General features: G+C 46.9%; 24 protein-coding genes. All 24 read right to left on the reverse strand.

Annotation, left to right across the window (positions count from 1 at the left end):
- Nucleotides 1–23: 23 nt before the first annotated feature.
- The 24 genes from ypjB to menG all read right to left on the reverse strand — a co-directional run bounded on the left by ypjB (nt 24) and on the right by menG (nt 22011).
- The gene (gene ypjB, locus BAMF_RS31415) at nt 24–806 is read right to left on the reverse strand and encodes a sporulation protein YpjB (protein WP_013352665.1); all 783 of its coding nucleotides are present in this window, start codon (nt 804–806) and stop codon (nt 24–26) included.
- Nucleotides 807–874: 68 nt separating this feature from the next.
- The gene (gene lhaT / locus BAMF_RS31420; RefSeq protein ID WP_041481651.1) at nt 875–1468 is read right to left on the reverse strand and encodes a lipoprotein heptaprenylglyceryl N-acetyltransferase LhaT; all 594 of its coding nucleotides are present in this window, start codon (nt 1466–1468) and stop codon (nt 875–877) included.
- 107 nt (nt 1469–1575) lie between these two features.
- Nucleotides 1576–2343: a menaquinol-cytochrome c reductase cytochrome b/c subunit gene (locus tag BAMF_RS31425; RefSeq protein ID WP_013352667.1), complete on the reverse strand. Its 768-nt coding sequence runs from the start codon at nt 2341–2343 to the stop codon at nt 1576–1578.
- A gap of 31 nt (nt 2344–2374) precedes the next feature.
- Nucleotides 2375–3049: a menaquinol-cytochrome c reductase cytochrome b subunit gene (qcrB, locus tag BAMF_RS31430; protein ID WP_003153485.1), complete on the reverse strand. Its 675-nt coding sequence runs from the start codon at nt 3047–3049 to the stop codon at nt 2375–2377.
- A 1-nt stretch (nt 3050) separates the two neighbouring features.
- Complete coding sequence (locus tag BAMF_RS31435; RefSeq protein WP_013352668.1) at nt 3051–3554, reverse strand: ubiquinol-cytochrome c reductase iron-sulfur subunit; 504 nt, start codon at nt 3552–3554, stop codon at nt 3051–3053.
- A gap of 137 nt (nt 3555–3691) precedes the next feature.
- Nucleotides 3692–4138, reverse strand: a complete 447-nt coding sequence (locus BAMF_RS31440; protein ID WP_013352669.1) for a DUF2487 family protein — start codon at nt 4136–4138, stop codon at nt 3692–3694.
- A 54-nt stretch (nt 4139–4192) separates the two neighbouring features.
- Nucleotides 4193–4732 (reverse strand): ReoY family proteolytic degradation factor, encoded by a 540-nt coding sequence (locus tag BAMF_RS31445; RefSeq protein WP_013352670.1) that lies wholly within the window; start codon nt 4730–4732, stop codon nt 4193–4195.
- Nucleotides 4733–4805: 73 nt separating this feature from the next.
- Nucleotides 4806–6077 carry a tetratricopeptide repeat protein gene (locus BAMF_RS31450; protein ID WP_014470051.1) on the reverse strand — a complete coding sequence of 424 codons (1272 nt, stop codon included), beginning with the start codon at nt 6075–6077 and terminating at the stop codon, nt 4806–4808.
- A gap of 308 nt (nt 6078–6385) precedes the next feature.
- A complete protein-coding gene (gene aroA / locus BAMF_RS31455) occupies nt 6386–7672 on the reverse strand; it encodes a 3-phosphoshikimate 1-carboxyvinyltransferase (RefSeq protein WP_013352672.1) in 1287 nt (428 codons plus the stop codon).
- Nucleotides 7673–7683: 11 nt separating this feature from the next.
- The gene (locus BAMF_RS31460; protein ID WP_038463260.1) at nt 7684–8799 is read right to left on the reverse strand and encodes a prephenate dehydrogenase; all 1116 of its coding nucleotides are present in this window, start codon (nt 8797–8799) and stop codon (nt 7684–7686) included.
- Between the two features lie 51 nt (nt 8800–8850).
- Nucleotides 8851–9933, reverse strand: coding sequence for a histidinol-phosphate transaminase (gene hisC, locus BAMF_RS31465; protein ID WP_013352674.1), 1083 nt, complete (start codon nt 9931–9933; stop codon nt 8851–8853).
- 11 nt (nt 9934–9944) lie between these two features.
- Nucleotides 9945–10742 (reverse strand): tryptophan synthase subunit alpha, encoded by a 798-nt coding sequence (gene trpA / locus BAMF_RS31470; RefSeq protein ID WP_013352675.1) that lies wholly within the window; start codon nt 10740–10742, stop codon nt 9945–9947.
- The gene (gene trpB, locus BAMF_RS31475) at nt 10735–11937 is read right to left on the reverse strand and encodes a tryptophan synthase subunit beta (RefSeq protein WP_013352676.1); all 1203 of its coding nucleotides are present in this window, start codon (nt 11935–11937) and stop codon (nt 10735–10737) included. The genes trpA and trpB overlap by 8 nt, the downstream gene beginning before the upstream one ends.
- Entirely contained in the window at nt 11918–12571 is a 654-nt protein-coding gene (locus BAMF_RS31480) for a phosphoribosylanthranilate isomerase (RefSeq protein ID WP_013352677.1), read from the reverse strand. The genes trpB and BAMF_RS31480 overlap by 20 nt, the downstream gene beginning before the upstream one ends.
- A 4-nt stretch (nt 12572–12575) precedes the next feature.
- On the reverse strand, nt 12576–13328 hold the full coding sequence (trpC, locus tag BAMF_RS31485; RefSeq protein ID WP_013352678.1) for an indole-3-glycerol phosphate synthase TrpC: 753 nt from the start codon (nt 13326–13328) through the stop codon (nt 12576–12578).
- Nucleotides 13321–14337 (reverse strand): anthranilate phosphoribosyltransferase, encoded by a 1017-nt coding sequence (trpD, locus tag BAMF_RS31490; protein ID WP_013352679.1) that lies wholly within the window; start codon nt 14335–14337, stop codon nt 13321–13323. The genes trpC and trpD overlap by 8 nt, the downstream gene beginning before the upstream one ends.
- The gene (gene trpE, locus BAMF_RS31495) at nt 14309–15856 is read right to left on the reverse strand and encodes an anthranilate synthase component I (RefSeq protein ID WP_013352680.1); all 1548 of its coding nucleotides are present in this window, start codon (nt 15854–15856) and stop codon (nt 14309–14311) included. The genes trpD and trpE overlap by 29 nt, the downstream gene beginning before the upstream one ends.
- A gap of 223 nt (nt 15857–16079) precedes the next feature.
- A complete protein-coding gene (gene aroH / locus BAMF_RS31500; RefSeq protein WP_013352681.1) occupies nt 16080–16463 on the reverse strand; it encodes a chorismate mutase in 384 nt (127 codons plus the stop codon).
- Nucleotides 16460–17548, reverse strand: a complete 1089-nt coding sequence (gene aroB, locus BAMF_RS31505; RefSeq protein ID WP_013352682.1) for a 3-dehydroquinate synthase — start codon at nt 17546–17548, stop codon at nt 16460–16462. Before aroB ends, aroH begins: the two co-directional genes overlap by 4 nt.
- Nucleotides 17548–18720, reverse strand: coding sequence for a chorismate synthase (gene aroC / locus BAMF_RS31510; RefSeq protein ID WP_013352683.1), 1173 nt, complete (start codon nt 18718–18720; stop codon nt 17548–17550). The genes aroB and aroC overlap by 1 nt, the downstream gene beginning before the upstream one ends.
- A gap of 71 nt (nt 18721–18791) precedes the next feature.
- Nucleotides 18792–19562 (reverse strand): protein-glutamate O-methyltransferase, encoded by a 771-nt coding sequence (locus BAMF_RS31515; protein ID WP_013352684.1) that lies wholly within the window; start codon nt 19560–19562, stop codon nt 18792–18794.
- Between the two features lie 189 nt (nt 19563–19751).
- Nucleotides 19752–20198, reverse strand: a complete 447-nt coding sequence (ndk, locus tag BAMF_RS31520) for a nucleoside-diphosphate kinase (protein WP_013352685.1) — start codon at nt 20196–20198, stop codon at nt 19752–19754.
- A 120-nt stretch (nt 20199–20318) separates the two neighbouring features.
- Entirely contained in the window at nt 20319–21281 is a 963-nt protein-coding gene (gene hepT, locus BAMF_RS31525; protein WP_013352686.1) for a heptaprenyl diphosphate synthase component II, read from the reverse strand.
- Nucleotides 21282–21309: 28 nt separating this feature from the next.
- Complete coding sequence (gene menG, locus BAMF_RS31530; protein ID WP_013352687.1) at nt 21310–22011, reverse strand: demethylmenaquinone methyltransferase; 702 nt, start codon at nt 22009–22011, stop codon at nt 21310–21312.
- Nucleotides 22012–22016 lie beyond the last annotated feature (5 nt).

The raw sequence follows: 22016 nt of genomic DNA on the forward strand, positions 1-22016 counted from the left end.
AGCTCCTTTACAGCAATTTGTGTTTATTTAGACTTAGGATATTCACGCTTTTTCTCTTTCTTTTTTTCCGCTCTGTATTTTCGGTAGCCGACATATGTCAGCGCAGTAATAATGATACCGCCTGTTGTCAGAATGACCCAGAGCAGCGAAGGATCAGCGTCATCCCGTTCTACCTTGTCAAATACCTTTTTTAAATCCTTCTGGAGAAGCGTCAGCCGTTCAAGCTTTGTTCCTTTTGTCATCTGCTGAAACCCTTCCTGCTCAATCACCTCGATATGTTTCGCCACCGTATCAAGCTGGCCGGCCGACACATCCATTGTCAGGCTGGGATAAATTAAATCATATAATGATATAAATTCATTCCACTTTTCATTGAAATTCTCACTTCCGTTCCCGCTGACATCTTCTTTTAAGGCGCTGAATGTAGCCATAATCGGTCGTTCAAGCGAACCCCACAGCGGATCGGAGTGATCTTCCATCGCATCCATTACCAGCCTGAACTGGGCGGCTGCCCGTATTTTTTCGGTATTTGAGGCATCTGCCTGTTTCAAGACCCGCACTAAATCATTGTAGCCCAGAGTCACCTGCCTGACTTCGGCGCCGGTCAGTGAGTTTACGTGTGTCATTTTTTTCTTAAAGTAGCCAAGCACTTGCAGGGCCTCATCATACTGCGAATGCCGCGTCATTTGGAAAACGGTATCCGAAAGGTCGTTCAGTTCCTTGAGACCCCCCTCACCTTCAGCTTTGGCAGTTGTGATGAAACACATAAGAGCAAGCAAAAGACAGATCGTCAGCTTTCGTTTCATAGAGGTCCCTCCCACTCCTTCTCTTTTACAGAATATGAGGAGCGGGACAAGGTTAGACCAAGATTCTATCAGTGTAAGTCAAGCTTTATCCGCCTTTTGGAAATCACCAAAAAGTATGCAAGACCGAGAGAACAAATGCTCAGCCAGAATGTGGCATAGCCGATCTCTTGCATATAGGCACTAAGCATTGAGTAGCGGGGAATCATGCCGAAAAGATAATCAATGACGTCATTATGAAGCGTCCAAACAGCGGCAAGGATGAGATGCCATAACCGGAACCGAAAATACGGGCTGTATAAAACGCCTTGAACGGCCATGGCGAAATGTGAAGCAATCAGCATGTACCCTTCCCAAGGCATCTGGCCCATTTTGATCAGCACAAAGATATTCATTCCGACCGCCCACAGCCCGTATTTCACAAGGGTTACAAGCGCAAGCGCTTCAAACAGCGGCGCGTTTCTTCCGATGAGAAATGCCAAAAGCACAAACAGGAAGAAAAACGTCGCCGTCGGGCTGTCAGGCACAAACACCAGAAAACGCAGCGGCGTGTCCGCAAGCTGCGGCAAATACCAATAATAGCCGTATACCGTACCGATAAAATTAACTGCAAGAGCAAGCAGAAGCATGCCGCGCCGCCCTAAAAGATAAGAAATCCACCTCATACCATCAACTCTCAGTCCTTAAAAGATATGTATCATACAAAAAAAGCTGACATCTGGTCAGCTCTTTTCATAAAAGTATATCCTGCTATTGTCTGCTTCACAATACGTTATTTCGATGTTGTTTCAGAAATGAACTTCGCCAGCTGATCAAGCTGTTTGTCATTCCCTTTAAAAACACCGGCAGGCATCTGCCCTTTTCCTTTGACGGCGATCTTTTTTATTTCTTCCGGGCTCAGCCCGTTATCTATCAGAGACGGACCGGCGCCTCCGCCTTGAAGATTATCCCCGTGACAGGATATACAGCCTTGTTCTTTAAATACTTTATAACCGTCTGATTCTGTATCAATAGCGGCTTCTTTTTTAATTTTCCCTTGCTCCTCCGCCTTCGCCCAGTCATGCGTCGCGACTGACTGCCACGTTAAAAAGATCGTAGCGCAAAGCGCCAAAAGCATCATGCCGACCGCAACCGGACGCTTCCACGGCCTTCTTTCAGAACCCCGGTCGAGAAACGGAGCCAAAAGCAGCGACCCGAAAGCAAGCCCCGGTATTATCATCGCGCCGATTACGGTGTAGCTCCCTGCGGCATATTCATATTTTAAAAGCTGGTATAAAAATAGAAAATACCAATCCGGCAGCGGAATATACCCCGTATCCGTCGGGTCCGCAACCCGTTCCAAAGGCGGCTCGTGCACAATCGTTAAAACGAGAAATCCGACGAGGAAAACGGCTCCGACCATCCATTCTTTCAGCAGGAAGTTCGGCCAAAACGCCTCCGTCTTTCCCGGATACTCTGAATAGTCTTTCGGTATATTCGGTTTTTTTTCAGCCGGTATCCTTGAATCTCCTACAAACTTCATTCCTTTCCCCCGATGCATGTCATCCCCTCCCTTTTATATCAGATCTGTATTAAAGCGGTCCTGAAATTCCCTGCTTGCGGATCATGACAAAGTGGGCGCCCATGAGCGCAAACAAAGCGGCAGGGAGAAAAAACACGTGAATCGCAAAGAATCTCGTCAGTGTTTGGGCCCCGACAATATCGTGGTGGCCGGCAAGAAGGGTTTTCACCTGCGCTCCGATCAATGGCGTCGCTTCCGCAATCTGAAGGCCTACCTTTGTCGCAAACAGCGCCTTCATATCCCACGGAAGCAGGTACCCTGTAAAACCGAGACCGAGCATCACAAAGAAGATTAGAACACCGACGATCCAGTTCAATTCCCGAGGCTTTTTATAGGCTCCCTGAAAGAAAACCCGCAGTGTATGTAAAAACATCATTACGATAACTAAACTTGCGCCCCAATGATGCATTCCTCTTACAATCTGTCCGAAAGCGACTTCATTCTGCAAATAATACACAGATTCCCACGCGTTTTTAATATCCGGCACATAATACATGGTTAAGAACATCCCGGACAGCACTTGGATAACGGTTACAAAAAACGTCAATCCGCCGAAACAATAGACAAAAGCTGAGAAATGGTGAGCTGGATTCACATGTTCCGGCACTTCATGGTCAGCGATATCCCGCCACATCGGCGTAATATCGAGACGTTCATCCACCCAGTCATATATTTTGTTCAGCATGTCACCCTTCCCCCCTAGGCTTTGCTTTTCCAAGATACAAAAAGCCGTCCTTTACTTTATGCTCATAACGGTCAAGAGGCGCGAGCGGCGGCGTGCCCGGAACGTTCGTGCCGTCTTTTTCATACAGCCCGTAATGGCAGGGACAAAAGAATTTGTTCGGATTTTTAGGATCATTGTTCCAGTTTACGGTGCAGCCTAAATGTTTGCAGATAGGCGAAAGCGCTATAATTTCATCCCCATGCTTGTAGACCCAGGCTGATCTGGATTCTTCCGATTTGTGCCAGGCGTCGACTTGATGAATTTTAAAGTCAAAACGCTTCGGCTCCTTCGTCAGCTCATCCACGCTGACAACCTGCACCATTTTTTGATTTCCCGTCGGTTTTAATACCGGGTCCAGCGCAAAACGGACCATAGGCATAAGCGCACTGGCGGCCATAAATCCCCCCACGCCGGTGAGCGCATAGTTTAAAAATTGCCTTCTTGATATATCTTGTTTTCCGCCCATCTCTTCCCCCCCTAAAGATTGACCAAAAATTAACTAAAATAGAAAATAATTCTGAGATTTGACACCCTCATAATATATGAATCTTTCAGCAAGGTCAACAGAGGCAAAACGGCTGTTTTGCGGGATGTGCGGAGTTTTTAAGAATTGTTCCACTTCTGTAACAAAACGTTCAAAATTTCTCCGCACTTGTCATCCGCTATTTTTCTCTTTAAAGAGTCTTTCATATGTTCAAACGGAACGGCAGGTATGCAGATGACATCAGAGCCTATTTCAGAGTCCTTCCATTTTTCGTCTGCCGTCAGAAACAAGGCGTGCCGGAAATTGATCATCACCTCTTCTTTGAGTTTTTGAAGCAGGGCGATCTGTAATTGATCTATATCAACATATGTATAAGAGGGGAATAAATATACCCGTCCCTTCAATTGGCGCTCAAGCTCTTCAGAAAGCAATTGGGTGCTTTCCCCCTGCTCAACGGCTTCTTTTAAGCCTCCTGAAGATGATATGGAAATTAACGGAATGATAGCGGTATCAATGTAATCTACAGATTGTAAATAGACCTCGGCATCAGCGGCCCTCCATCTCATGTCTGGTTCCTCCTCTTTACGCAACAAGCCTTGCATATTCTGCAAGGCTGTCATTTATGTGAGCTGATTCAACTGGCGGGAAAGCTTTTCAAATGTTTCTTTGTCGTGGCGGTCCAGCGCCTCGTCGATATCTCTAAGCAGCTTTTCCCGCTGGAAAGTGGAAATGGCGTGTTCTAATATTTTTTCAGCCATCCCCTGATCCTGTTTATTTTCAAACAGGTCTTTCGGCAGATGCGGATTTGATTCAAGAACAGCAGCATATTCAGGCGAGCTGTAAGCCGAACGGAAATTCAGCTGGATAAATAAATCCTGCTGTTTATTCAGCCGGATGTCGTGAAAAGATTTTTCCGCGTCCGTGGTCATGACATTTTCTTTGTAAAACCTAAACGGCACCTCATCAACGCAATGAGTAGACATGATGATGCCTCTCGGGCAAAATTCGGCTTGTTCTACAAAATGGACTTTTTCCATTAATGTATCATGACTCATTAAATAATTTAAAATCCAGACGCACTCCCGGCGTTTAAGCTGATAATGATTTAAAAACCAACGGATAAAATCCTTTTTTTCATTGACAGAAACAGGGGTCTGCATGTAATTCCCTCCTCTATCGATCGTATAATCTGACATCACTTATACATTCAGCAAGCATGGTCCAAAATCCTGCTTATCTCAAAAATTCATCCTCTATCCGTAAGATTGTTTCTTCAAGCTCTTCGTTTGTTCCATCCATTGAAAGCACTTGTTTTAAAAGCGGCAGCGCTTCTTTCTGAAGGCCTTCTTCCAATAAGAAGTGAGCGTATTCATACAAGAAGTCCCGATCCTCCTGATAATGGAGATACGCAGCTTCGAAGCTTTTTTTCGCTTCCGCATACTGCTCGAGACCCGTATAGGCACTTGCCAAATACCAATTGTATTTCGGATCTTCCTCTCCGTAACCGCGGACTTCCTGAATCAGATCAATAATCTCTTCAAAGCTTTCTTCTTTATGATAGACGGCTAAAAGCGTATGGAGCGCTTCCACATAACCCGGATCGAGCGCCAGCGCTTCCTGAAGAAGCTTTTTGCCTTCGTCTTCGTTCCCGAGCTTTAACGCCATTTTCCCCGCATAGAGAAAAAGCTCTTTATTGTATTCATCGTAAGTAATACCTTCTTTAGCGGTTTTTAATGCATCCTCATACATGCCTTCTGCTTCGAAGCTTTTTGCAAGCGGCATATAAAGCGATGAATAAGAAGGATCAAGCCCTTTTAAATCAGACAGCTGCTTGATGGCGGTTTTGAGCATTCCCGCCTGATAGGCTGTGAACCCGTATCCGAAAATCGTATTCGGTTCTGTATGTTCTGCAGCCGCTTTTTCATACCATGAAAGCGCTTCTTCAAATTCCCCCGCCGCGCTCAATGACTCAGCCAGCCTCTGATGAACATTTACGCCGCCGATTTCGTTCCGCTCTTTTGCCGTCTCTTCGTAATACGGAACGGCTTTCGCGTATGCTCCCTGTGTGAAGTATAATTCCCCCAGAGCGAAATCAATAACAGGCTCATCTTTTAACATCGCTTTCGCCTGTAACAGCTTTTGCTCACTTACTTCGAATAAGCCCTGCATCTGATACAGATCAGCCATTAAAAGAAGGCTTTCCGCGTAAGACGGGTCTTCCGGAGAAATCGTCTCCAGCACCTCGAGAGCTTTTTCTTCTTCATCAATATCTATTAACAATTCGGCGTAAAAATTCGTCAGCTCAGACTCCTCAGGATAAAGGTCATGCAGATCACTGATCAGCGTTAACGCTTTTTCTGCGTTTCCCCATTCATAGTAGAGCTGGGCTGCAATGGCTTTGTCTTCGTCATGAAGCTGTGTTTCAGCTTTTGAAAGCGCTTTGAGTCCCTTTTCGGTTTCACCTGCTTCAACTAATTTTATGGCTTCTTGAATCAATGTATTCAAATCAGACCGGTCCTTTCTTTTCCTATACCTCATCAACCAATGAAAAGGGTTTTTATTCGGGTTATTCTTATCATAATTCAGACAGGAGCTGCCCGCAAATAAGATGCTTCACCCGGCATTATAGTTTATCAAAAAATTGTTAAGAGGAAAACGACAAAAAAGGGGACGGCATCTTTATACGCAAACAGCGCGATTGATTCCGGCTGTTTCTGTAACGAAAACGCATCCCCCCTTCCTTTTCGTTTAAGACAAGCTATGTCAAAGCCCAAGACTTTATGACACATGAAGAAAAACCCGAAGAATCATCTTCAGGCTTTTTTGGATAATTGATCTAAATGCTCAAAAAATGTCGGATATGAAACGCGGATCGCATCTGTATCATGGATCTCAATCGGCTCTTCCGTCAGACATGAAGCGATACCGAGCATCATGCCGATGCGGTGGTCGCCGTGGCTTGATACACCCGCGCCGCCAGCAAGCGTTTTTTTGCCGTGTATTTTCATGCCGTCTTCAGTCGCTTCAATGTCTGCGCCGATTTTCCGGAGCTCTGATACGACGGTATCGATCCGATTCGTTTCCTTCACTTTCAGCTCTGCCGCGTCTTTAATGACAGTTGTGCCTTCAGCCTGCGTGGCCAAAAGAGCGATAATCGGAATCTCGTCAATTAAACGGGGAATGATTTCTCCGCCGATTTCTGCCGCTTTCAAAGCTGAAGTTTCGATAACCAGATCACCGTAAGGCTCCGCGCTGTCCGCTTTTGACAGAATCACTTCAAGTGTAGCCCCCATTTGCTTTAAGACATCAATAATTCCCGTGCGTGTCGGGTTCAGGCCGACATTTTTCAGCACAATCCGGCTTCCGGGAACGACAGCGCCTGCCGCAAGGAAAAAGGCCGCTGAAGAAATATCGCCGGGCACGAAAATATCAGCTGCCCGAAGCTTCTGACCGCCCGTTACAGAAGCGCTCGTCTCTGTTTCCGCAAGCTCAGCGCCAAAAGCATTCAGCATCCGTTCTGTATGGTCTCTTGATTTATGGGGCTCTGTCACTGTCGTCGTTCCTTCTGCCTGCAATCCGGCAAGCAGCACGGCAGATTTGATCTGCGCGCTTGCGACGGGGGAAACGTAATCAATGCCTTTTAATTGTCCGCCTCTTACGGATAATGGCGTAAATTCTCCGTCCGCTCTTCCGTCAATCACGGCTCCCATCTGTTTTAAAGGCTCCGTTACCCTCTTCATCGGGCGCTTTGCAATACTTTCGTCGCCCGCTACCGTACTGTGAAATGGGCGTCCGGCTAAAATGCCTAGCATCAGGCGGATGGTCGTGCCGGAATTTCCGACATCAAGAAGGCTGTCAGGCTCACAAAGTGCGTCAATGCCGTTCCCGTGTATCGTTACATCACTTCCGTTCTGTTCAATGGAGACACCCATTTTTCTGAAGCAGGCAATGGTGCTCAGGCAATCGGCTCCGGGCAAAAAGTTTTTTACCGTAGTGGTTCCTTCTGCAAGCGCTCCGAACATAACAGAACGGTGGGAGATGGATTTATCTCCCGGAATATGAATTTCACCGTTTAAAGACGTCACTTTTTCTCTTTTCAATGTTCTCCACCTCAGTCAGCGTAAAATGTTTCATATTTGGCGCGGGATTGAATGCAGGTTTCCGCCCGCTTGCGGTCATCATCAGTCTGGAAACTGATTCTCAGAATTCCGTTAATATCTTCTCTTGTTTCGATAATGCGGATGTTGGTGATACTGATTTTTTCATCAGCCAAAATCGCCGTAATTTCCGAAATGACCCCCGGATGATCGGGAACATCGACATAAAGGTCATAAAAGGACGGGATCGCCCCTTTTTGACGGAGCGGCAGGCCGTCGCGATAATCCTTCGCTTTTTTAAAGTAACCGAACAGGTTGTCCGCATCTTCATTTTCTACATAAGATTCAATCGTGTCAATCTCCCGTTTCCATTCTTTGAAGCGGTCAAGCAGTTTATCTTTGTTATGAAGGAGTATGTCCCTCCACATCGCCGGACTGCTTGAGGCTATCCTTGTGATGTCCCGAAAACCGCCGGCTGCAAAACGCTGCAAAAACGGATAATCTTCTTCAGATTGGTGAGCCTGATGTACGAGGCTTGCGGCAACGATATGAGGGAAATGGCTGATGACGCTCGTTACGCCGTCATGCTCCTCGGGAGTCATCTCCACAAAGTGGGCGTTTGCCGCTTTCAGAAGTTCCTTCAAATGCGATACTGACTCTTTAGAAGTTGATTTTCCCGGTGTTAAAATGTAAAACGCGTTTTCGAATAAAAATTCTTTCGCGGCAGCAGCCCCGGATTTATGAGACCCCGCCATCGGATGGCCGCCGACAAATTGATAGTGAGCCGGTAGCACTTTGTCAGCATAGCTGACGACTTTCTGCTTTGTGCTCCCCACATCTGTAATCAAGAGTTCATGGGTAATGCCCGATGCGGCAAGCATATCAAGCATTTTCAGCGTTTGCGCGACAGGCGTGGCGATAATGACAACTGACGCCTGCTGCGCCCCTTCCGTAAATGAGCCGGCCCGTTCGTCAATAATCCCGAGCTTCAGCGCGGCAGTAAGCTGTTCTTCCGAAATATCTACACCGATAATCCGTTTATGCGGATGCTCTTTTTTAATGGCCAATGCAATCGACCCGCCGATCAGCCCGATTCCCGCAAGCAATATTGTGTCCTTCATTTCACTCATTTCCTTTTTCATCTAGTTTAATAGAGTAAAGAGGTGACGCTTGATCACCTCTTATAATATTTCAGCTAAAATTGTCAGAATTTCCTCATTCTGCTCTTTCGTACCAACCGTAATCCTCAGTGCAGCAGGAAATCCGAGCGCCTGTCCTGAGCGGACGATATACCCTTTTTCCAGCAGGGCTTGGAACAGTTCATCCGCAGGGCGGTTAAATTCAATGAGCACAAAGTTTGTTTGTGAAGGATAACAAGTTAAACCATGGGTTTCGGCAAAATCATAATACTGCTTAAGACCCGCTGTATTTTTTTTGACACATTCCTTAATAAACGACTGGTCGTCAAGCGCAGCCAGTGCCGAAGCCTGGCCGATTCTGCTCGTATTGAACGGCTCTCTCGCCGGTTCAATCTGGCGGATCAGCGCTTCATTCGCAATACCGTAACCGACGCGAAGCGCGGCAAGTCCGTATGCTTTAGAAAATGTGCGGAGGATCATGATATTCGGATATTGCTTTAAAAGCGGAATACTTTCAGGGTAATCTTCCGCTGTGACATACTCGTAGTACGCTTCATCAAGTACAACGAGAATATGCTCGGGAACTCTGTCTAAAAAGGCAATTAACTCTTGTTCAGAAGTATACGTCCCCGTCGGATTATTCGGATTACATACCCATATGACTTTCGTCTTGCTGTCAATGGCTTCAAGCATCCGGTCCAAATCATGAGCGCCGTCACTGCGGAGCGGCACCTCGCGCACTTCAGCGCCTTCAATCACCGCATTGTGTCTGTATTGCGGGAAAGTCGGAGCAGCGGTAATCGTGTTTGCCTGATCATTTAATAAAGAACGGCAGATAATCTGCACAAGCTCATCAGAGCCGTTTCCGAAAATGATCGAAGATTCACTGACCTGCAGATGTTCACTGAGCCGCGTTCTCAAAGCGGCACTGTAACCGTCGGGATACAGCGCAAGCTGCTCAATCTCCTGATGCAGCGCATCTTTAGCGGCCTGTGAACAGCCGAACGGATTTTCGTTAGATGCGAGCTTTACTACTTTCTCAAGCCCGTACTCCATTTTCACTTCTTCTATTGGTTTGCCCGGCTGATACGGTTTCAGCTGCCGCAGCTGTTCTTTAATCTGCAAATCCAGTCACCTCATTTTACACTGTACAGTTGTCCGAACGTCTTTGCGTATTCCTCAAATTCAAGAAGCGCATCGGCTCTTGTGCCGGAATTCACAAGCTTTGTTTTAAGCTCTTCAACCTTTCTGACAAGCGCGCTTCCGACAACGACACCATCTGATATTTCATTCATCTCGTCAACCTGTTTGCGGCTTGAAATGCCAAAACCGACCGCAACCGGAACCGAGCTGAATTCTTTCACTTTACGGATGAAAGAGTATACAGACGGATCGAATTCGCTGCGTACGCCCGTCACTCCTAAAGAAGATACACAATACACAAAGCCGCCGGCCTGTTCAGTAATTATTTTCAAACGGTTTTCACTTGTCGGCGCGACCAGCGAGATATAAGCGATGTTCTCCTTTTTGCATGTCTTTTGCAAAAGGGCGCTTTCCTCTAACGGAAGATCCGGTACAAGCAGACCGTCTATGTCGTTTTCCCGCAGTAAAGCGAAAAAGCATTCTTTTTCTAATTGTAACACAGGATTATAATACGTAAAGAGGATAATTGGAATATGAACGCCGTTTTTTTTCATTTTGCCGCCAAGTTCAATGGCTTTTACGATATTCATTCCGTTTTCCAGAGCCCGTTTTGAAGCCCGCTGTATGACGGGGCCATCCGCGAGCGGATCTGTGTAGGGGACGCCGATTTCAAGAGCTGAAGCGCCTGCATTCTGCAAAGATTTTGCCAGTTCAACAGAAATTTCAGGAAGCGGATCGCCCGCCGTAATAAAAGGGATAAATAATTTTTCAGAGTCATGCAGATTAAACATGTGTCTTCACCCCGTTTTCCAAAACATTCATCAGCGTATGAACATCTTTATCTCCTCTTCCCGACAGACTGACGAGAATGATTTTGTCTTTATCCATGTCTTTCGCCATTTCAAATGCTTTTGCCAAGGCGTGTGCAGATTCAATAGCCGGAAGAATGCCTTCTGTTTCAGAAAGCAGACGCAACGCGGCAATCGCTTCTTCGTCTGTCACACTTTCATATGTTACACGGCCGCTTTTATGCAGATAGGCATGCTCAGGCCCGATCCCCGGGTAATCGAGGCCTGCTGAAATGGAATACGGTTCGATAATCTGTCCGTATGCATCTTGTATTAAATAGGTCATTGAGCCGTGAATCACCCCGAGCGTCCCTTTTGCTATCGTCGCCGCATGCAGAGGCGTATCAATTCCTTTTCCGGCCGCCTCGACGCCGATCAGCTCAGTATCTTCGTCTAAAAAGGCCTGAAATATGCCCATCGCATTGCTTCCGCCGCCGACACATGCAACAACCTTGTCCGGGAGCGTCCCTTCGACCCTGAGGAGCTGTTCTTTCGCTTCCTCGCCGATGATTTTCTGAAACTCGCGCACAATGTACGGATACGGGTGCGGACCTACGACAGAACCGATCAGGTAAAAATGGTCTTCACAATGCTGAACCCAATATCTGATCGCTTCATTCGTCGCATCTTTCAGTGTGCCGTTGCCGCTAGAGACCGGCACGACCTCCGCGCCGAGCAGTTTCATTCGGAATACGTTCAGCGACTGGCGCGCAACGTCCTCTTCACCCATAAAAACCGTACACTCAAAACCGAATTTTGCGGCGGCTGTCGCGGCTGCAACGCCGTGCTGCCCCGCACCGGTTTCGGCGATGATTTTCGTTTTGCCCATCTTTTTGGCAAGCAGAATCTGTCCTAACGCGTTGTTGATTTTATGAGAACCGGTATGGTTTAAATCTTCCCTTTTCAAATAGATTTTCGCCCCGCCCAAATCATCCGACACCCTGTCTGCAAACGTCAATGCAGTCGGTCTTCCGGAGTAATCAAACAATAGTTTTTTATATTCTGCATGAAATACGGGATCATTCTTTAATTCTTTGAAAGCCGTTTCGATTTCTTCGAGAGGCCGCATCAATGTTTCAGGGACAAATTTGCCTCCGAATTCGCCGTATCTTCCGATTTCATTTGGATATGGATACATAATGGTTCATCCTTTCTTCTAAAAGCCGGATCAGTGTTTGATCCTTTTGTCCGTTTTTTTCAATCCCGCTGGCAAGATCTATACCGCACGGGCCCGACTTGAGTAAATCAGTAATCGTTTCAGGATTAACGCCGCCCGCGATAAAACAGCGCTTGTTTGCATTTTGAGCCCGCTTCCGGTACAAGGGGACACGGGTCCATGAAAACGCGATTCCCGTGCCGCCTCTCATTCCTTTCACTGAAGAATCAATGACATAGCCGTCGACGGCGGGTGCAAATTGATCCATCTGACGGAGCGTCCCTTCCCCGTGACGGAGCGCTTTCCATATCTCCGAGCGCACAAGCGGACGGAGACGGAGGGCATCCTCAGGCGATTCATCACCGTGCAGCTGGATGACGTCAAGGGACAATTCAGAAGCGATTTGCGCAATGTTTTCTATCGTTTCATTTACAAATACTCCGACATGTTTCTTATCTGTCCGGATTTCCTGTTTCCATTTCCGTACTTCATACGGCGTGACCTTCCGTTTGCTTGCGGCAAAAATGAATCCCAAATAATCCGCTTCTGAGGCTGCCGCAAGCTCATAATCACGCTTTGAGCAGATGCCGCAGTACTTTATTTCAGGCTTTTTCATGCCCTCACTCCCCGAACAGCCCGCGGATCGCCTTTTGCTGCGAATCCTCTCTCATTAAAGATTCTCCGATCAATACAGCCCGCGCCCCGTGCTTATTGACGAATTTCAGGTCAGCCAAAGAACCGATGCCGCTTTCGCTGACCAGCAGACAGCCGTCCGGCACAAGATCCGCCATTTTTTCCGTTTGTGAAACAGAAGTACGGAACGTTTTTAAATCCCGGTTGTTTATGCCGAGAATTTCCGGCTGAAACACCTGTAAAATCCGTTCAAGGACGGTTTCATCATGGACTTCCACGAGAACGTCCATATCCTTCTCACGGGCCTCCAGATAAAGCTCATGAAGCTTTGAGGGTTCCAACGCTTCCCCGATCAGCAAAATCGCATCGGCGCCGATCCGGTACGATTCCTCCACCTGCAGGGAATCAATAATAAAATCCTTTCTCAGCACGGGAAGAGAAACGGTTTGTTTCACATCTGTCAAAAATTGATTTCTTCCCTGAAAAAAACGGGTATCCGTCAGAACAGAGATGGCATCCGCTTTGGCAGCTTCATAATCCGCCGCAATCTTTTCGGGAACAAAATGCTCTTTAATCAGTCCTTTAGACGGCGAAGCTTTTTTTACTTCGGCAATCAGTCCGATAAAACGGTTCGGGTTCAGGATCGCTTCTCTAAAGGATCTCCGTTCAATTTGACGGTTTTCCGGCAGCACGATGGATTTGATTTCTTCTTTTTTCTGCTGAATGATTTGATCAAGCATATATTTCTTCCTCTTTCTGTTTCAGACGTTCGAGCTGCTTTTTGGCATCTCCGTTTTGAATGGTTTCTAAAGCTGTTTTTGTTCCTTCTCCCAGATCTTTTGCAAGACCTGCCGTATAAATGGCCGCGCCCGCATTTAAAGCGGTAATATGCAGAGCGGATGACGGGGCTTCATTTGCAAAAATATTCTGAATGAGGAGCGCGCTTTCTTCCGCTGAACTCACCTGAATATCCTTCAGTGAACCTTCTGCAAAACCGAATTGTTCGGGTGACACGGAATATTCCAGACGTTCCCCGTTTTTCAGCTCAATGACATCGGTCGGTGCTGTGATGGACAGTTCATCTAATCCGTCACGCGCCGATACAAGCATGACGTGCCTGACATCAAATTGTTCCAGTGCGCTTGCCATCAGGCGCGCTTTTTCAGATGAATAGACGCCGATCACCTGCCGCTTCGCCTGCAGCGGGTTGCTGAGCGGGCCGAGCAGGTTAAATACGGTTCGGAAGCCAAGCTCTTTTCTCGCGGCAGCGACATGCTTCATTGACGAATGAAACAGCGGCGCAAACAAAAACCCCATTTGCTTCGTTTCAATGCTGCGTTTGACGCTGTCCGGAGTGGCTTGAATGGAAACCCCCAGTTTCTCCAGCACATCCGCGCTGCCGCTTTTAGACGAAACGGAACGATTTCCGTGCTTGGCAACTTTAGCTCCGGCGGCAGAGGCTGTAATTGCCGCTGCCGTTGATATGTTAAACGTAGAAATCCCGTCTCCGCCTGTCCCGCACGTATCAACGACATCCTCGAGGCCATCTGCAGCTTGTGCACGCGCCCGCATCACTTTCACAAATCCGGCAAGCTCCTCCGCCGTTTCACCCCGATGGGCTAATATTGATAAAATACCGCCGATTTCACACTGCGACATATCTCCGTTCATCATCATCTCCATCAGCTTTTCGGCTTCTCCGGTTTTCAGCGTGCGGCCATTAACGCACAATTGCAGAAATTTGTTCATCAGTCTTCTCCTCCCCGTCAGAAAAGATGTCTTCTGCAATTTGAATCGTTTTTAAAAGCGCCCCCGCTTTGCTGCAGCTCTCTTCATATTCAGCTTCCGGGACGGAATCAGCGACTATTCCCGCCCCCGCCTGAACCGACGCCGTACCGTTTTTGACACTCATGGTCCGGATGGTAATACACGAATCAATCGAACCGTCAAATCCGATATAAGCGATACATCCGCCGTAGGTCTCTCTTGAAGTCGGTTCTAATTCATTTAAAAGCTGCATCGCGCGGATTTTCGGAGCGCCCGTGAGTGTTCCTGCCGGGAATGCCGACATCAGCGCGTCAACGGGATGGACGCCCTGTTTTAAACGGCCGGTTACAACGGAGATGATGTGCATCACATGTGAAAAAGAAACGACCTTTGTGAATTCAGGAACGGTTACGGAACCATACTCCGCGACTCTGCCGATGTCATTGCGCGCCAGATCGACGAGCATGTAATGTTCAGCTTTTTCTTTTTCGTCATTCATCAGCTCTTTTTTCAGGCGTTCGTCTTCTTTTTTTCCGGCGCCCCTTCTTCTCGTTCCGGCAATCGGATGAATTTCCAGATGCCTGTCATGCACACGGATCAGCCGCTCTGGCGAACTGCCGACAATGTCTCTGTCCGGCAGTTTGATATAGTACATATAAGGTGAAGGGTTGACGATGCGAAGCACCCTGTACAGCTCAAATGAATTTCTGGATACCGGAATATCAAACTTTTGCGACAGCACCCCTTGAAAAATGTCTCCCGCTTTTATAAATTCTTTCAGTTTATTGACGCCGGCCATAAACCCTTCTTTCGTATAATTAGATGTCACATTGGCAAAGCTCGGCGTGTCAAACGTTGCCTTTGAAAAAAACGGCTCTTTTATATCCTTCGGTTCTGTTAAAATACCGATAAGCTCCCGAAGTTCCGCACAATTTTCTTTAAAAACGGCCCGTTTTTCTTCTTCCGTCTCCCGGCCGTTAAGCGTTGCATATTGAATAAAATGCACTTGTTTCGTTTCATGGTCGTACGCAATGATTTTCCGGCAGACAAACAGCATGCATTTTTCTAGATCTGTTTCTTTCGCATGCCTTCGCACAGAAGGCTCGATCAGAGGAATCATATCATAGCTCAGGTAGCCGACTGCCCCTCCCGAAAATGGAATATCAAGCTCGGGCGTTTTAATGCGGAAGCTTTCATTCATCCAGTCAAGCACCGCTCTTAATTCTCCGGCTTCAAACAGCGTATGCCCTTTCGGATCAGCAGCAGCGAATGTGTTATGACTCTCTTTAATCGTGATAAAAGGATCGAGGCCGATAAAAGAATATCTTGACCAGCTTGACGACTCATCCTTGCTTTCCAGCAGATACGTAATGTTTCTGTCCAGTTTTTCAACCATCTGAATGGGTGTGATCGTGTCGACTGTAAAAGTCTCTGCGATTGGAATGGTGCGGTGTGTCAGACTGTCCTTTAAAAATAAAGAAACATCCGATTGTAAATTCATGATTCTCCTCCTTGCGGTAAGGAGAATGAGATGAAGAGTGAGAGGAGTGTTGCGTATAAGAAATAAACCCAAAAGAAAGGCTTCTTTTGGGCAGAATAAAAACGTGTTTATCTCAGCTCAGCTAAACTCATTCTCTGCTACCCTATTCTAAACTCAACTGTTCAATATCTTGCTTATCAGCTTTATACACACTCTTGTGTATTTCTAAGCTTTGTTTATCGTATTACATGTCAGTATTTTTTGTCAATGATAAATCCGGTCTTAACACAACGGCTTTTTCTAGATAAACATGTTTGATTTCATCCTGAGGCGTATCCGTCTGAACCGTCATCAGGACGCGGACACACTTTTTCAGAGCGCCGGCGACATCCATTTCCTGCATGCACGTCACCGGGACGTACTGCCATCCGGAAAGGCTGCGGACCGCTTTTGCCGGAAATACGGAATGGATATCAGGCGTGGCGGATAACAGGATCTGCACAACGTCTTCCGGTTTGCATCCATTTTGTTCAATGATTTTTTCAAGCAGCTGCTGTGTTTTTTCTAAAATTTCTTGTTCGGTGTCTTGCTCCACCGTTGTTGCTCCGCGAATGCCGCGTATCATCATGCTGTTTCCTCCATTCGCCATTTGTTCAGCAAGTTTTCAAGCTCATCTTTTGAAAGCATACAGTCCTGTGCTTCGCCTAATTCCTTCAATACGATGAACTGAGTCATGCCTCCGCGCGTTTTTTTATCATTCATCATTCTGGCGGAGAGAACCGGCGTTTCAATATCCTGTCTGATGCTTCCCGGGTAGCCGAGTCCTCTCAGCCATTGCGTGAGTTCTTTTCTGTTCATCTTGCATCCCGCAACCTGTTCACTTACGTAAAGAGCAAACTGCATGCCGAGGGCGACTGCATCTCCATGTGTAATCCGGCCGTAGCCGTATTCCGCCTCAACGGCGTGGCCGAGCGTATGGCCGAAATTCAGGAAAGCTCTTATCCCCTCTTCCTTTTCGTCCTCACGCACGACGGCCGATTTTATTGAAATTCCTTTATAAATCATTTCATTCAGCTCAGCGCTTGTCAGTCCGTGTAACGTATCAAACGTGAGCAGCTTTTCTAAAAAAGCGTGATCTGCAATAAACGCATGTTTGATCACTTCAGCCATGCCCGATCTCAGCTCTTGTTCCGGCAGGGTTTTCAGAAGCTCTGTATCATAAATCACCGCTTTTGGCTGATAAAACGCGCCGATTAAGTTCTTTCCGAGTTTGTGATTGACAGCCACCTTGCCGCCGACCGCGCTGTCATGGGCCAGCAGCGTCGTCGGCATTTGGATGAAATCAATTCCGCGCATAAAAGTCGCTGCGCAAAAGCCGGCCAAATCACCCGTCACGCCGCCTCCGAACGCGATCATACATGAGGAACGGTCCATATGGAAAGCGATCGCTTCCGTTTGAATCCGTTCATACTCTTCCAATGACTTCGCTTCTTCTCCGCTTGGAACGATCACTTTTTTCACGTCCCATGTTTCGTTTAAAAGCGTGAACATTTCATCACCGTAAAGCCGGTCGACTTCAGCGTCGATAACGAGCAGAATTTTTGTCAGCGGCCTGTTCAGCGAAGCCAAAAGTGCAGCGGCCTGTTTCCTAATGCCTTCACCGATATACACGGGATATGCGGAGGAAGCTGTCCGAACCTCAAGCTCCTTCATCAGAATTCCCTCGATAATTTTCTCATATTTTCTACATTTTCTTTAATGCGGTCGATCTGGTCGAGGCCGAATTGTTCTACGACGGCATTTGCGATTTCCCAGGCCACTGCTGCTTCTGCCACTACGCTTGCTGCAGGAACGGCGCAGCTGTCTGAACGTTCAATACTCGCTGAAAACGGTTCTTTCGTTTCAATGTCGACGCTTTTAAGCGGCTTGTATAAAGTCGGGATCGGCTTCATAACACCGCGTACGACGATCGGCATTCCTGTCGTCATACCGCCTTCTAATCCTCCGAGCCTGTTTGTCGCGCGTGTATAGCCTTTCTCTTCATCCCACACGATTTCATCATGGACATCACTGCCGTTTTTGCCGGCCGCTTCAAAACCGATGCCAAACTCTACGCCTTTAAACGCGTTAATCGACAGAACGGCAGCGGCGAGCTTGCTGTCAAGTTTACGGTCATAATGGACATAGCTTCCGACACCGACGGGCATGCCTTCGACAATCACTTCAACGATTCCGCCGATTGAGTCGCCGTTTGCCTTCGCTTCATCAATGGCTGCCATCATTTGACGGCCTGCTTCTTCGTCGTAGCATCTGACCGGTGATTCCTCAGTTACCCGCTTGAGATCTTCAATAGATGTGTAATCGGTTTTCTCGGCTTTTACCCCGCCGATTTGCAGAACATGTCCGGCGACTTTAATGCCGAGCTCCGCTAAAATCTTTTTAGCGACGGCTCCGGCAGCCACGCGAACCGTTGTCTCACGCGCGGAAGATCGTTCTAACACATTTCTCATATCGCGGTGATTATACTTAATGGCCCCGTTTAAATCTGCGTGCCCAGGTCTCGGTCTTGAAATCTGGCGTTTCATTTCACTTTCTTCTTCTTCTGTAATCGGTGCTGCACCCATGATTTTTGTCCAGTGGGTCCAGTCTTTATTTTCCACAACGAGCGCGATGGGTGAACCGAGTGTCCGTGCATGCCGCACGCCGCTCGTGATCTTTGCCCTGTCCGTTTCAATCTGCATGCGGCGTCCGCGGCCGTGCCCTTTTTGACGTCTGGCAAGCTCAAAATTAATGTCTTCCTCAGTTATATAAAGCCCCGCTGGCACACCTTCTATAATCGTCGTCAGCTGCGGACCGTGTGATTCTCCGGCTGTTAAGTATCTCATTTCTTTCTTCTCCCTTCATCGCATTAACGCTTTTAAGTAAAACTATAACACAAGTTTTCATAAAATGTCTTCTATCTTTTTTGATAAAAAAATGTATCGGTGCTTTCAAGGCCGAATTTTTCCGGGCTGAAAATCTGTTCTGTGCTTCCGACAAACAGATTTCCGTTCTTTTTCAGGCTGCCCGCCATTTTCACATACAGCTCTTCTTTCGCTTTTTCAGTAAAATAAATAAAAACGTTGCGGCAGACGATCAGGTCAAAATCCTGTTCATAGCTGTCAGCAAGCAGGTTGTGCCGCTTAAAGCGGATGTTTTTCTGTATCTCTTGCTTTACTTGATAGCTGTTGTCGTCCTGCTTGGTGAAAAAGCGGCTTTTTACGGAAGCCGGCACCTCTTGCAGCGAGCGCTCCTGATAGATGCCCCGCTTGGCTTTGCTGAGCGCCTTTTCATCAATATCTGTCGCCAATATATCAAATCCGGCCAGTCCCGCCTGCTGGTTGAGAATCATCGCCAAGGTATAGGGTTCTTCCCCCGTTGAACAGGCCGCGCTCCATATTTTTAACGGTTTGTTATGGTTTAATAACGGAAGAATGGAAGTTTCAAGAACTTCCCACCGTTTATAATTTCGGTAAAATTCAGAAACATTGATCGTCATTCTGTCCAATGTTTCATTTAATAATAGCTTGTCTTTTTCCAAAGCGGCCGCAAATTCCTGAAAATCCCTGAATCCCTTTTTTTCATAAAGGGACGTCAGCCGCCTTTTCATCTGTGCTTCTTTGTATAAAGATAAATCAACGCCGGTTATTTTTTTCCACTTCGTGATAAAAATTTCGTAAGGCTCCATTGCTTCTCTCCCAATCTCGCTGTCTTTTGTCCTAGTATAGCCTGTTTTCTTTCTAAATTGTACGATTTCAATAAAAAAATCAGCCCGCAGGCTGATTTGTGAGAAATGAAAAGACAGGACAGCAAGGCCTCTGTCTTTCTTAAACGATGTAAACCCTTTCATAATACGAGAAAAAGAAAGGCTGACGGCTTAGTACACCCAGTCGGCCATTAATTTTTGATACGGTACAAGCTCTTCCTGTTTAAAGAAAATCTGAATTTCCCGCTCAGCGCTTTCTAAGGAGTCTGAACCGTGAATGATATTTTTGCCGACAAACATGCCGTAATCACCGCGAATCGTGCCCGGCAGTGCGTCTTTCGGGTTTGTTTTTCCGATCAGCTGTCTTGTGATCTCTACTACATTTTCCCCTTCCCATACCATTGCAAATACGGGTCCTGATGTAATGAATTCCACAAGCTCGCCGAAAAACGGTTTCCCTTTATGTTCAGCATAATGGTTTTCAGCCATCTGTTCTGAAACTTGCATTAGCTTGGCTCCTGCCAATTGTAAGCCCTTACGTTCAAATCTTGATAAAATCTCTCCGATCAGCTGGCGCTGTACGCCGTCCGGTTTTACCATGATAAAAGTTTTTTCCATAAGATTCTCCACCCCATCATTATGTATAGGCTTTCAAGTTGCACACCGAAATCGTAACATCTTTCTGACAATTAATCAATCCAGGGCGGAGAATGTTCACATCTTGTTCGTAAAAGGGGGTTAAAATTTTCGTTTGCCGATATATTTCGCGATTGCGGCCAATGATGAGCGCGCACGGCCTCTCGGCAGTGTATTCAGCTTTTCAAACGCTTTTTTTAAGTACCTGTCACTGACGGCCATTGATTTTTCAATCGCGTCTGTGCGTTTTATATTTTTAATAATGGGGGCAAGCTGCTCCTGTGTTGTTTCACTGTTAATTAATTTCAGCTGATTTCTCAATTCAGGCTGACGCAACGCGTACAAAACGGGCAGAGTGACATTTCCTTGCAGCAGATCTCCTCCGACAGGTTTTCCCAGTTCCTCTTCAGTGGAAGTGAAATCAAGAATGTCATCAATAATTTGATAGGACATGCCAACGTAATAGCCGAACCAATATAATGCTTTATGAATCTTCTCATCAGCTCCCGAAGCGATGGCGCCGAGCTGGCAGCTGACGGCGATGAGAAGAGCCGTTTTCCGTTTGATGCGGCGCAAATAGGTTCTGAGGTTTTGTTCCATATTGTATTTATCTCTGATCTGTTCAATTTCTCCGAGGCAAACTTCTACGATGGTTTTGGACAGGATCCGGTGGGCTTTCGGCTCATCGAGTCTCGTCATCATCTCAAGCGAGCCCGCAAGCATATAATCACCGGTATACATGGCAATGCGGTTGTCCCATTTGGCTTTAATGGTCGGCTTTCCTCTCCGCAGCTCGGCGTCATCGATGACGTCGTCATGCACGAGGGATGCCATATGAATCATTTCCAGCGTCACCGCTACATATTTTATTTTATTAATGTCATAGTCACCGAACATGCCGGAAAGCAATACGAAAACAGGGCGGATGCGCTTGCCTCCCGCCTGAAGCAGATGGAGCCCCGCTTCGCTCAGCAAGGGATAGTCAGACCGCACCGTCTGCTCAAGCTCCCTTTCGATCACATCAATATCGTCATTTAAAAAAGAATAGGCCATTTTAAATTTCATATCATTCACCCAAACATCTGTATATTCATCATTTCCAACCGATATGCGTAGCGGCCACTCCGCCGGTAAACGAATGGTATTTGACATTCGTCAGGCCCGCTTCTTCAAACAGACGCGCAAGCTCTTTCATACCGGGAAATTCTCTTGCTGATTCTTGCAGCCAGGAATATTCTTTATAGCTCTTTGCAAACATTTTTCCGAAGAAAGGCATGATGTATTTAAAATAGAGGAAATATGCCTGTCTGAAACCGAACATTTCCGGCTGGGATGTTTCCAGGCATACGACCTGCCCGCCCGGTTTGACGACCCGCCGCATTTCTTTCAGCACGGTCAGGTAGTCGGGAACGTTCCGCAGTCCGAAGCCGATGGTGACAAAATCAAAAGAATTATCATCGAAAGGAAGTTCCATCGCATTCCCGTGTAAAAGCTCAATTTGGCTGTAACCGCCCTCTTTTACTTTTTTCTCGCCGATGCTCAGCATATTTTTGCTGAAATCCAGTCCTTTGATTTCGCCGCTTTTACCGGCCGCTTCTGCGAGGGCAATCGTCCAGTCAGCCGTTCCGCAGCAGACGTCAAGCGCTTTTGCGCCTTCTTTCACATTCATGATCTGCATCGTTTTGTCGCGCCATTTTTTATGCTGCTGAAAACTGATGACAGAGTTCATTTGGTCATAATTTTTGTAGATTTTTTCAAATACGCCGTGTACGCGCTGTTCTTTTGACTCCTGCATGTTGA

Source organism: Bacillus amyloliquefaciens DSM 7 = ATCC 23350, assembly GCF_000196735.1.
GTDB classification, from domain to species: domain Bacteria; phylum Bacillota; class Bacilli; order Bacillales; family Bacillaceae; genus Bacillus; species Bacillus amyloliquefaciens.

Excerpts from the sequence above, each read along its gene's own strand:
- ypjB (WP_013352665.1), bottom strand. The coding sequence starts at position 806 with ATGAAACGAAAGCTGACGATCTGTCTTTTGCTTGCTCTTATGTGTTTC.
- lhaT (WP_041481651.1), bottom strand. The coding sequence starts at position 1,468 with ATGAGGTGGATTTCTTATCTTTTAGGGCGGCGCGGCATGCTTCTGCTT.
- BAMF_RS31425 (WP_013352667.1), bottom strand. The coding sequence starts at position 2,343 with ATGCATCGGGGGAAAGGAATGAAGTTTGTAGGAGATTCAAGGATACCG.
- qcrB (WP_003153485.1), bottom strand. The coding sequence starts at position 3,049 with ATGCTGAACAAAATATATGACTGGGTGGATGAACGTCTCGATATTACG.
- BAMF_RS31435 (WP_013352668.1), bottom strand. The coding sequence starts at position 3,554 with ATGGGCGGAAAACAAGATATATCAAGAAGGCAATTTTTAAACTATGCG.
- BAMF_RS31440 (WP_013352669.1), bottom strand. The coding sequence starts at position 4,138 with ATGAGATGGAGGGCCGCTGATGCCGAGGTCTATTTACAATCTGTAGAT.
- BAMF_RS31445 (WP_013352670.1), bottom strand. The coding sequence starts at position 4,732 with ATGCAGACCCCTGTTTCTGTCAATGAAAAAAAGGATTTTATCCGTTGG.
- BAMF_RS31460 (WP_038463260.1), bottom strand. The coding sequence starts at position 8,799 with ATGAGTGAAATGAAGGACACAATATTGCTTGCGGGAATCGGGCTGATC.
- trpA (WP_013352675.1), bottom strand. The coding sequence starts at position 10,742 with ATGTTTAATCTGCATGACTCTGAAAAATTATTTATCCCTTTTATTACG.
- trpB (WP_013352676.1), bottom strand. The coding sequence starts at position 11,937 with ATGTATCCATATCCAAATGAAATCGGAAGATACGGCGAATTCGGAGGC.
- BAMF_RS31480 (WP_013352677.1), bottom strand. The coding sequence starts at position 12,571 with ATGAAAAAGCCTGAAATAAAGTACTGCGGCATCTGCTCAAAGCGTGAT.
- trpC (WP_013352678.1), bottom strand. The coding sequence starts at position 13,328 with ATGCTTGATCAAATCATTCAGCAGAAAAAAGAAGAAATCAAATCCATC.
- trpD (WP_013352679.1), bottom strand. The coding sequence starts at position 14,337 with ATGAACAAATTTCTGCAATTGTGCGTTAATGGCCGCACGCTGAAAACC.
- trpE (WP_013352680.1), bottom strand. The coding sequence starts at position 15,856 with ATGAATTTACAATCGGATGTTTCTTTATTTTTAAAGGACAGTCTGACA.
- aroH (WP_013352681.1), bottom strand. The coding sequence starts at position 16,463 with ATGATGATACGCGGCATTCGCGGAGCAACAACGGTGGAGCAAGACACC.
- aroB (WP_013352682.1), bottom strand. The coding sequence starts at position 17,548 with ATGAAGGAGCTTGAGGTTCGGACAGCTTCCTCCGCATATCCCGTGTAT.
- aroC (WP_013352683.1), bottom strand. The coding sequence starts at position 18,720 with ATGAGATACTTAACAGCCGGAGAATCACACGGTCCGCAGCTGACGACG.
- BAMF_RS31515 (WP_013352684.1), bottom strand. The coding sequence starts at position 19,562 with ATGGAGCCTTACGAAATTTTTATCACGAAGTGGAAAAAAATAACCGGC.
- ndk (WP_013352685.1), bottom strand. The coding sequence starts at position 20,198 with ATGGAAAAAACTTTTATCATGGTAAAACCGGACGGCGTACAGCGCCAG.
- hepT (WP_013352686.1), bottom strand. The coding sequence starts at position 21,281 with ATGAAATTTAAAATGGCCTATTCTTTTTTAAATGACGATATTGATGTG.
- menG (WP_013352687.1), bottom strand. The coding sequence starts at position 22,011 with ATGCAGGAGTCAAAAGAACAGCGCGTACACGGCGTATTTGAAAAAATC.